This is a genomic window from Ensifer sp. Root31, from assembly GCF_001424825.1.
Taxonomy (GTDB): Bacteria; Pseudomonadota; Alphaproteobacteria; order Rhizobiales; family Rhizobiaceae; genus Ensifer; species Ensifer canadensis.
The window spans coordinates 51,993-61,759 of the sequence record NZ_LMCO01000026.1 but is presented as its reverse complement, the minus strand read 5'-3'; the positions used below and the strand labels follow the sequence as shown (position 1 = coordinate 61,759).

Annotated in this window: 9 protein-coding genes and 1 pseudogene; 2 read left to right on the top strand and 8 right to left on the bottom strand. The window is 64.3% G+C overall.

All coding sequences use genetic code 11. The features are described from left to right. Positions 1 to 197, top strand: a pseudogene (locus tag ASD00_RS41855) (sulfate ABC transporter ATP-binding protein); the annotation flags it as partial. 105 nt (positions 198 to 302) lie between these two features. Further along, positions 303 to 1,667 carry an FAD-binding oxidoreductase gene (locus tag ASD00_RS22830; RefSeq protein ID WP_057208938.1) on the top strand — a complete coding sequence of 455 codons (1,365 nt, stop codon included), beginning with the start codon at positions 303 to 305 and terminating at the stop codon, positions 1,665 to 1,667. 15 nt (positions 1,668 to 1,682) lie between these two features. On the opposite strand, the gene ASD00_RS22825 is transcribed toward ASD00_RS22830, so the two are convergent. The 8 genes from ASD00_RS22825 to ASD00_RS22790 all read right to left on the bottom strand — a co-directional run bounded on the left by ASD00_RS22825 (position 1,683) and on the right by ASD00_RS22790 (position 9,505). Beyond that, a complete protein-coding gene (locus ASD00_RS22825; protein ID WP_025428465.1) occupies positions 1,683 to 2,189 on the bottom strand; it encodes an RES domain-containing protein in 507 nt (168 codons plus the stop codon). After that, positions 2,189 to 2,560 (bottom strand): DUF2384 domain-containing protein, encoded by a 372-nt coding sequence (locus tag ASD00_RS22820; protein ID WP_025428464.1) that lies wholly within the window; start codon positions 2,558 to 2,560, stop codon positions 2,189 to 2,191. Before ASD00_RS22820 ends, ASD00_RS22825 begins: the two co-directional genes overlap by 1 nt. 61 nt (positions 2,561 to 2,621) lie before the next feature. Further along, positions 2,622 to 3,419, bottom strand: coding sequence for a crotonase/enoyl-CoA hydratase family protein (locus ASD00_RS22815; RefSeq protein ID WP_025428463.1), 798 nt, complete (start codon positions 3,417 to 3,419; stop codon positions 2,622 to 2,624). Then, positions 3,416 to 4,285 (bottom strand): hydroxymethylglutaryl-CoA lyase, encoded by an 870-nt coding sequence (locus ASD00_RS22810; protein WP_057208936.1) that lies wholly within the window; start codon positions 4,283 to 4,285, stop codon positions 3,416 to 3,418. The genes ASD00_RS22815 and ASD00_RS22810 overlap by 4 nt, the downstream gene beginning before the upstream one ends. Continuing rightward, a complete protein-coding gene (locus ASD00_RS22805) occupies positions 4,282 to 6,270 on the bottom strand; it encodes an acetyl/propionyl/methylcrotonyl-CoA carboxylase subunit alpha (protein WP_025428461.1) in 1,989 nt (662 codons plus the stop codon). Before ASD00_RS22805 ends, ASD00_RS22810 begins: the two co-directional genes overlap by 4 nt. Before the next feature lie 16 nt (positions 6,271 to 6,286). Then, complete coding sequence (locus ASD00_RS22800; RefSeq protein ID WP_057208934.1) at positions 6,287 to 6,670, bottom strand: RidA family protein; 384 nt, start codon at positions 6,668 to 6,670, stop codon at positions 6,287 to 6,289. Between the two features lie 10 nt (positions 6,671 to 6,680). Further along, positions 6,681 to 8,288 (bottom strand): carboxyl transferase domain-containing protein, encoded by a 1,608-nt coding sequence (locus ASD00_RS22795; protein ID WP_025428459.1) that lies wholly within the window; start codon positions 8,286 to 8,288, stop codon positions 6,681 to 6,683. Positions 8,289 to 8,341: 53 nt separating this feature from the next. Next, positions 8,342 to 9,505, bottom strand: a complete 1,164-nt coding sequence (locus ASD00_RS22790) for an isovaleryl-CoA dehydrogenase (protein WP_025428458.1) — start codon at positions 9,503 to 9,505, stop codon at positions 8,342 to 8,344. Between the last annotated feature and the right edge of the window lie 262 nt (positions 9,506 to 9,767).

The window sequence follows — 9,767 nt, the reverse complement described above, 5'->3', positions numbered from 1 at the left end:
TCGGCCGCAACCATCCGCATGCCGAAATCGAACTGCCACCCGAACGCACCACAACACAGGACCGCGCAAGGGTCGCATTCCGCCCGACAAAGTGGAAGCTGTTCAGGGACGAGAAGGCGGGCAACGAGGTGCCAAGCGCAGACGTCGAGGCGGAGGCGCCGGTCCAACCGTTCGAACTGGCACGCACCGGGACCTGACGGCTTCTCAGCGCCCGATCCTCATCTCGCCTCCAAGCCATTTCCCGTTTCTGCCGAGATGCGCTACAGCACCTCATGCGGTGAGAGAAGCGGGAGACGAGGCGCATGTCCGTTATTGACGATCTGAAACAGGCACTCGGCGATGCCGTGCTGACCGGCACTGACATCGGCGAGCGCTATCGCAGCGACGCCAGCCTCACCGGACGTTATCTTCCGAAGGCCGTCATCCGCCCTGCGAACACAGAGGAAGTCGCAGCGACCCTCCGCATATGCAACGCCCATGGCCAGGCGGTCGTCGTACAAGGTGGGCTGACCGGCCTTGCCGGCGGCGCGAACCCGGACGAGGACGCGATTTCCATCTCGCTCGAACGCCTGACCGGCGTTGAGGAAATCGATCCGCTTTCCGCAACCATGACCGTCCTTGCCGGCACGCCGCTCGAGGTCGCCCAGCGCGCCGCCGACGATGCAGGCTTCCTGCTGCCGATAGACCTCGGCGCCCGCGGCTCCTGCCAGATCGGCGGCAATCTCGCCACCAATGCCGGCGGCATCCGCGTCATCGGCCATGGCGTCACGCGTGACAACGTCCTGGGGCTTGAAACCGTGCTTGCCGATGGCACGATCCTCTCGTCGCTCAGCAAGATGATCAAGAACAACACCGGCTATGATCTGCGCCAGTATTTCATCGGTTCGGAGGGCACGCTCGGCGTCATCACACGCGCCGTCCTGCGGTTGAAGCCGCGGCCGTCCGGACGGCTGACGGCGCTCTGCGCGCTTCAGACCTATGACCAGGTCGTCGCCTTCCTGGCGCGAGCACAAAGAGGACTTCCTGGCCTCTCGGCCTTCGAGGCCATGTGGGAAGACTATTTTCACTTCAACTGCGAGGCGGAGGGACAGCGCTTTTTCGAGACGTCCCCCGCCTTTGCGGTGATCGTGGAACAGGATGTCCAGGGCCACGAGACCGACAGCGAGGAATTTGAGACCTTCCTCGGCGCCGCACTGGAAGACGATGTCATCGTCAATGCTCTGATCGCCCAGTCGGAGAAAGAAAGCCGGCTCTTCTGGCAGGTGCGCGAGGGCCACGCGATGGACCGCTTGCTGCCGGCGCTGATCAATCTCGACGTCAGCCTGCCGATCGGCGAAATCGGCCGTTTCGCGGCCGAATGCGGCGCGGCGCTCGCCGCCCGTTTCCCGCAGGCGCACATCTCCTTCTTCGGGCATGTTGCCGACAGCAATCTGCACATCGCTTTTTCCACGCCGGGAAGCGACGAGAGCACGCAGCACGCGGTCGACGGCATCGTCTATGACATCGTTCGGCGCTATCGCGGCTCGATCTCCGCCGAACACGGCATCGGCACCTTGAAGCGGGAGTTCCTCGGCCATTCGCGAAGTGCGGCTGAGCTTGAGGTCATGCGCCGGATCAAGCACGCGCTTGACCCGAAGGGCATCCTGAACCCCGGCAAGGTTTTTTGACTGGGCGTATCGGCCTCAGAGCCAGGACGCCGGCGTCTTCGGCAAGCGGCTTTCCGGATCGATCACCGTCAACTCCGCCCCGCCGGCATTCCATCGCCAGAGCGCGACGCAGCTGCCGCCCGGGGACATGAAGGACGGGTAGATCAGCCCATCGAAACCACGGCTGGTCAACTCCGCCTGCAGACGGTGCGTCGCCGGCACCACGCCTTGATCCAGTGCGTCGCGCCACTCCTCCCGGTGGATATCATCAGTAACGCCGAAATCCGCAAGCACATCCGGCGCCATCATATCGGCCAGCCACGCATGCCGCAGTTCAAGCTGAGCGATCAAAGCGGGATGCTGGACAAAGCTCTGGTTATATTCCGCCCAGGCGGTCGACAGTTCGCGCGCCGCGTAAATCGTCGGCAGGCCGACCGGGTTCCAGCGGCCGCCGAAGCGCGCGGCACCATCGCCCGAAAGCGGAGCGTGGGCCCAGCGGGGCACATAGGCGCGCCAGAGGCGCACCGGCTCACTCTCCGACATCAGGCGTAGACACCCGAACGCACGGCCTCGAGATAGGCAAGCACCTTGTCTGCCTTGCCCTCTCGGGCAAGATCATAGGCAGTCTTGCCCGCCCATCCGGGGATCGGCTGGTGCTTGAACCAGATCACGGCCCGGCTCTCGTCGCCCGCCATTTCGGCAGCCATGGCGAGGATACGCACGACTTTGCTGAGAGCCGCGTCGACCTTGCGCGCGCTCGACTTCGCCGTCAGCGTGTTGCGTGCGACGCCGATCAGCTTCGCCAGTTCCGCAAGTGTCACGCCCAGACGATCCGCGACCAGCCGGGCAGACAGAAACGACGACTGGCTTTCGCCGAAATGGGAGGCAGAGATGTTGAAGCCGACGGCTGACATGGCGCATTCCGATCTTATCTTGATCATCACCTGATCAAAATAGGCTCAAAATCTGCTCAAATCAAGGAAGCGATGCCTGTCGCCAAGAGGGCTCGCGCCGTTCGAAGAAGGCGGCAACGCCTTCGCGCGCCTCATCGGACTCCCAGCAATCGGCAAGCTGCTCGATCGTCGCGGCAATAGTCTCTTCGGTGATCGGCTGTCCGAGCGAACGGGCAAGCCGTTTCGCCCGTCCGGTCGCACCGGGCGCTGTCTGGAGATAGGGTTCGACCTCGGCCGCAATTGCCGCATCAAGCGCATCGGGGGCAGCAATGGCCGTCACCAGACCGGCATCCCTTGCCTCTTCGGCGCTGAACAGGCGTGCGGACATGAACAGAGGCCGCGCCCTGCCCTCGCCGATGCGGGCAACGACGTAGGGGCTGATGGTCGCCGGAATGAGGCCGAGCCGGGTTTCGGTCAGGCCGAAGCGCGCATCGGACGACGCAATGACGGCATCGCAGATGCTCATGAGGCCGACGCCGCCGCCGAAGGCATTGCCGTGCACCCGTGCGATGACCGGCTTGGCGATCTCGTTCAGCGCCTTGAACATCAACGCCAGACGGGTCGCCTCGGCGATCCGGGTCGGCCGGTCCGCGTCGAACTGCTCGCGCATCCAGTTGAGATCGCCGCCGGCGCAGAAACTGCGGCCTTCGGCATCGAGCACCACGACGCGGACGGTGACATCCACTGACAGTCGCTCCGCCGCCTCAGTCAGTTCACCGATCATGATTGCGGAAAGCGCGTTGTGCTTCTGCGGTTGCGCCAGCGTCAGGCGGGCGACGCCCTTCGCATCGACGGCGTATCGGATCGTTTCGAACATCAGCCAGCACTCCTCAGCGATCGTGCGAAGGCGGCCGCATCTTCGAGCCTTGCCGCATCCAGCCCCGTCGAAAACCCGCGCCCGATGACAAAGGCATTGACATCAAGCGTATCGACATTCCCTGCGGCGCCCGGCGCATAGGGGCAGCCGCCAAGGCCACCGGCAGAAGCGTCGAAGACACGCAAGCCGCGCTCGAGCGCGACTCCGATATTGTCGAGCGCTCGCCCGGACGTGTCGTGAAAATGGCCCGCCAATTGTTCGGCCGGAACATGAGCCAGCACGGCCGCCAACATCGCGTCGACCGCCTCGGGCGTGCCGCGCCCGATCGTGTCGCCAAGGCTGATCTCGTAACAGCCAAGCACCATCAAGGCGGCGGCCACTTGGGCAGCGCTCTCCGGCGCGATCGCGCCTTCATAGGGGCACTCGACAACGCAGCTGACATAGCCTCGCAACGGCACAGCACTGGCGCGGCAGGCCTCTGCAACCGGGCGAAAGCGCTCGATGCTTTCGGCGATCGAACAATTGATGTTCTTCTGCGAGAAGGTCTCAGACGCCGAGGCGAAGATCGCAACCTCGTCGGCCTTGGCCGCCAGAGCCGCATCGAAGCCCTGCATGTTCGGCGTCAGCGCCGCGTAGCGCGTACCCGGTCGACGCTTTATCCCGGCCATGACAGCCGACGCATCCGCCATTTGCGGCACCCATTTCGGGCTGACGAAGCTCGTGACCTCTATGCGCTGGTAACCACAGTCCGACAGCAGATCGACAAGGTGGATCTTGTCCTTCGTGTCGACAAGCCGCTTCTCGTTCTGCAAGCCGTCGCGTGGCGCCATTTCGACAAGTGTGACATGTTCTGGCGCCAGCACGCTCATTCGCTGCGCTCCGGTTGCAACACGACGAGGATCGCGCCGGCGCTTACCTGTTCGCCTGGCGTTACCAGCGCGCTCTCGATGACGCCCGCACGCGACGCTGCCAGCGTCAGCTCCATTTTCATCGCTTCCATCACCACGAGCGGTTGGCCCTTCGTGACCACGTCGCCGGCGCGAACATGGATGAGCTTGACGATGCCGGGCATCGGAGCGGCAAGCTCGTCCTCCGCCGCCTCACCGGCGTGGGCGGTGGCGAGCGCATCGGGAAGGCGAAGAACGAAGGTCTCGCCACTGACGAAGAGCGTGATGGTTTCATGCTCGCGCAGGAAGCGGAAGACGCGTTGCTCGCCGGAGATCTCCACACGGGCGCCATCGTCGAACCGATCGAGCACAAGCACCGGAAAGGTGCTTTCGCCAGCCCGCACTGCGAACTGATCGCGCCCGCGCGCGGCAAGCGTGACGACCGATCGCCCGCCGGCGTGGTCGACGGCAATGCTTCTATGAGCATCCCCCCAGATCTGCCAGTGACCGAGCGACGACCAGGGATCGTCGGATTTCATCGGCTGCAGCACGCCGGTGGCGGCGATCGCCGCCAGTGCCAGCGCCTCGTCACTCGGCACCACAGGCGTCGTCAATTGATCGATTGCCCGGTCGATAAGGCCGGTATCCGGCCGCCCGGCGCGAAACTCGGGCTCTGCAGCGAGGCGGGCCAAGAAATCGAGATTGGTGATGGTACCGCCGATACGGCAGGCTTTGAGGGCGCTCTCCAGCCGCGCCAGCGCCGACGAGCGGCTCGGCCCGTGTACGATCAGCTTGGCGATCAGCGGGTCGTAGTAGGGGGCGATGACGTCGCCCTGCCGGACGCCGGCATCGACGCGGACGCCGTCTACAGGAAAATCGAGCGTTGCGAGCCGCCCGGTTGCCGGCAGGAAGCCGCGCGCCGGATCCTCGGCATAGATCCGTGCCTCGAACGCCCAGCCATCAATGGCGATTTCATTCTGTCGCTTTGGCAAGGCCTCGCCGACAGCGGCGCGCAACTGCCACTCGACGAGGTCAATGCCCGTGATCGCCTCGGTGACCGGATGCTCCACCTGAAGCCGGGTGTTCATTTCCATGAAATAGAACTGGTCCGGCCAGAGCCCGTTGGTGACATCGGCGATGAATTCGACCGTGCCCGCACCGACATAGCCGATGGCGCGCGCAGCCTTGACCGCGGCCTCGCCCATGGCGCGGCGAACCTCCGCCGTCATGCCGGGCGCCGGCGCCTCCTCGATCACTTTCTGATGGCGGCGCTGCAGCGAGCAGTCGCGCTCGAACAGATGCAGGATATTGCCGTGGCGGTCGCCGAAGACCTGGACTTCGATGTGACGCGGCTTGGTCAGGTATTTCTCGATGAGCACCGCGCCGTCGCCGAAGGCGGCTTCGGCTTCGCGGCGCGCTGCTTCAAGGGCCGCAGCAAACTCGTGCGGCTGCTCGACCTTGCGCATCCCCTTGCCGCCGCCACCTGCGCGCGCCTTGATGAGTACGGGAAAGCCGACGTCAGCCGCCCGGTCCGCCAGGAAGGATGGCTCCTGCTCGTCACCGTGATAACCGGGGACAACGGGCACGCCGGCCTGTTGCATCAGCGCCTTGGCCGCATCCTTCAGCCCCATCGCGCGAATAGCGTCCGGCGACGGGCCGACGAAAGTCATGCCCGCGGCCTCGACCGCCTCGGCAAAATTGGCGTTTTCCGACAGGAAACCGTAGCCCGGGTGAATGGCATCCGCGTTGACGGACCGAGCCGCAGCCACGATCCGCTCGATCGAAAGATAGCTCTCGGAGGCTGTTGGCGGTCCGATGCGGATCGCCTCGTCCGCCAACGTCACATGTAAAGCGTCGACATCGGCATCGGAATAAACGGCGACAGTGCGGATGCCCAGGCGCCGGGCCGTGCGGATGACGCGGCAGGCGATCTCACCGCGGTTGGCAATCAGAAGCTTTGAAAACATCGGCATATGGCCCGCCCTATTGTGCCGCGATCACTTCGACTTCGAGCAACCAACCGGAATCGAAGATGCCGGCAATCACCACCGTCATCGCCGGCGCGAGCGGACCGAGATATTCGGCACGGGCCGCGCGGTTGGCCATGGTGTGGTTGCGATCGGCGAGAAAGGCCGTCACCTTGACGATATCGGCCTTGCTCATGCCGGCGGCCTTCAATTGGGCGTCAATGTTCAGCCAGACCTGGCGCGCCTGTGCCTCGAAGCCGTCGGGCAGCACGTCGTCGGAATTGAGCGGCACCTGGCCGCTGACGAAAACCAGTCGCTCGAAATTCTCGAGCCGCACGGCTTGCGAATAGCCGCCACGGGGTTGCGGCGCATTCTTGGCGTTGACGTTTTCGCGCTTCATCGCGATCTCCCTACATTCTGAACAGGCCGAAACGCGTATCTTCTATTGGCGCATTGAGCGCCGCCGACAGGGACAACCCGAGAACGTCGCGGCTCTTGCGCGGGTCGACGACGCCGTCGTCCCAGAGCCGGGCCGAGGCATAGAGCGGATGGCTCTGGCGCTCGAAGAGATCGAGAACCGGCTGCCGGAACTTGGCTTCCTCTTCCTCGTTCCAGGGCGTTCCGGCGCGCTTCAGCGCCTCGCCGCGCACCGTCGACAACACGCCGGCCGCCTGTTCGCCGCCCATTACAGAAATCCGGCTGTTGGGCCAGGTCCAGAGGAACCGCGGCGAGAAGGCGCGACCGCACATGCCATAGTTGCCGGCACCGAACGATCCGCCGACCAGCATGGTGATTTTCGGCACCTGCGCCGTCGCCACGGCCGTGACCAGCTTGGCGCCGTGCTTGGCGATGCCTTCGGTCTCATATTTGCGGCCGACCATGAAGCCGGTGATGTTTTGCAGGAACACCAGCGGGATCTTGCGCTGGGCGCAAAGCTCGACGAAGTGCGCACCCTTCAGCGCCGATTCCGAAAAAAGCACGCCATTGTTGGCGATGATGCCGACGGGAACGCCGTGGACATGCGCGAAACCGCAGACGAGCGTGGTGCCGTAGCGCGCCTTGAACTCGTCGAAGCGGGAGCCATCGACAAGTCGGGCGATGACTTCGCGGATGTCATAGGGCGTGCGCAGGTCCGCCGGCACGATGCCGGCGATCTCCTGCGGATCGTAAAGCGGCGGCTCCGGGCTCTGCAATTCCACCGACGTCGGTTTGCGGCGGTTGAGTGCGGCGACCGCACGGCGGGCAAGCGCCAGCGCATGCGCATCATCGCGCGCCATATGGTCGGCAACACCGGAGAGACGCGTGTGCACGTCGGCGCCGCCAAGGTCCTCGGCCGAGACCACTTCACCGGTCGCCGCGCGCACCAGCGGCGGGCCGGCCAGGAAGATCGTGCCCTGACCCTCGACGATGATCGTCTCGTCCGACATGGCCGGCACATAGGCGCCACCTGCGGTGCACGATCCCATGACAACGGCGATCTGCGGAATTCCGGCCGCCGACATGTTGGCCTGGTTGTAAAAGATCCGACCGAAATGCTCCCGGTCGGGAAAGACCTCGTCCTGGTTCGGCAGGTTGGCGCCGCCGGAATCGACCAGGTAGATGCACGGCAACTGGTTCTCGGCGGCAATCTCCTGCGCACGCAGATGCTTCTTGACCGTCATGGGATAATAGGTCCCGCCTTTGACGGTCGGGTCGTTGCAAACGATCATGCATTCGCGGCCGGACACCCGGCCGATACCGGTGATGAGACCCGCTGCCGGCGCATCGCCGTTATACATGCCGTGTGCGGCCGTCGAGCAGATTTCGAGGAAGGGCGTTGCCGGGTCGATCAGCGAGGCGACGCGGTCGCGCGGCAGCAGTTTGCCGCGGCTGACATGGCGCTCGCGCGCCGTCTCGCCTCCACCGCCGGCCGCCATCTTGACGGCGTCCTCCACAGTCGTAATCGCCTCCGCCATCGCCGCCTGATTGGCCTTGAACACGTCGGACGAGGGCGAGATGTGAGATTTCAGAACAGTCATGAAGTCCTCATTCGATCGAGCCTGATTGTGGCTTCGGAGGTCTACCCTGGCGTCTATCTGGTCTCGGTGAACAGCTCGCGGCCGATCAGCATGCGGCGGATTTCACTGGTTCCGGCACCGATCTCGTAGAGCTTGGCGTCACGCAACAGCCGCCCGGCCGGATAGTCGTTGGTGTAGCCGTTACCGCCGAGCGCCTGGATGGCTTCGAGCGCCAGCGCCGTTGCCTTCTCGGCCGCATAAAGAATACAGCCGGCCGCGTCCTTGCGGGTGGTCTCACCACGATCGCAGGCTGCAGCCACCGCATAGACATAGGCGCGCGCCGCGTTCGCCGTCACATACATGTCGGCAAGCTTGCCCTGCATGAGCTGGAACTCGCCGATCGCCTGGCCAAACTGCTTGCGCTCGTGGAGATAGGGGACGACGACGTCAAGGCAAGCGGACATGATGCCGAGCGGTCCGGCGGACAGGACGACACGCTCATAATCGAGGCCCGACATCAGCACTCGGACACCGCCGCCTTCGTTGCCGAGAATATTTTCCGCCGGCACCTCGCAATCCCGGAAGATCAACTCGCAGGTGTTCGAGCCGCGCATGCCGAGCTTGTCGAGCTTCTGGCCGGTGGAAAAGCCAGCAAAGTCTTTTTCGACGAGGAAGGCGGTAATTCCGCGCGGACCGGCACTTGGGTCCGTCTTGGCGTAGACGACCAGCACGTCCGCATCCGGGCCGTTGGTAATCCACATCTTGCCACCGTTGAGAACGTAGCGGTCGCCGCGCTTCTCGGCCCGAAGCGTCATGGAAACGACGTCGGAGCCCGCTCCCGGTTCGGACATGGCGAGTGCGCCGACATGTTCGCCGGAGATCAGTTTCGGCAGGTAGCGCGCCTTCTGCGCCTCGTTGCCGTTGCGGCTGATCTGGTTGACGCAGAGATTGGAATGGGCGCCGTAGCTCAAGCCGACGGAGGCGGAGGCGCGGCTGATCTCTTCCATGGCGACGCAATGGGCGACATAGCCCATGCCCGCACCGCCATAGGCCTCGTCGGCGGTGATGCCGAGCAGCCCGAGATCTCCCATCTCACGCCAGAGTGGCGTCGGGAAAGCGTTGTTGCGATCGGTTTCCGCCGCCAGCGGCGCGATACGCTCAGTCGCAAAACGGCGCACGCTATCGCGCAACGCGTCAATGTCCTCGCCGAGCGCGAAGCTCAATCCGCCCTGAAACATCTCTCGTCTCCTCCCCTCGACCCTATCAGTGATCTCCTCACCACCAACTGGCCGGTCTGCGCTCCATCCTCTACGCGCAACGCGGCGATTGCAATGATATCAACGCCGCGATGTCGAGCGACGATAACACCGCGTCCCGCTAATTTCCTTCCAAAGAGGAAATCCGGGAAGCACGATCTGCAAAGTTTAGGAACGTTTGGCGATACATCCGCTGCGTGAAGGTGCTTCGGCCAATCTGGCTCGCGGCAACTGTCGTGTCGCG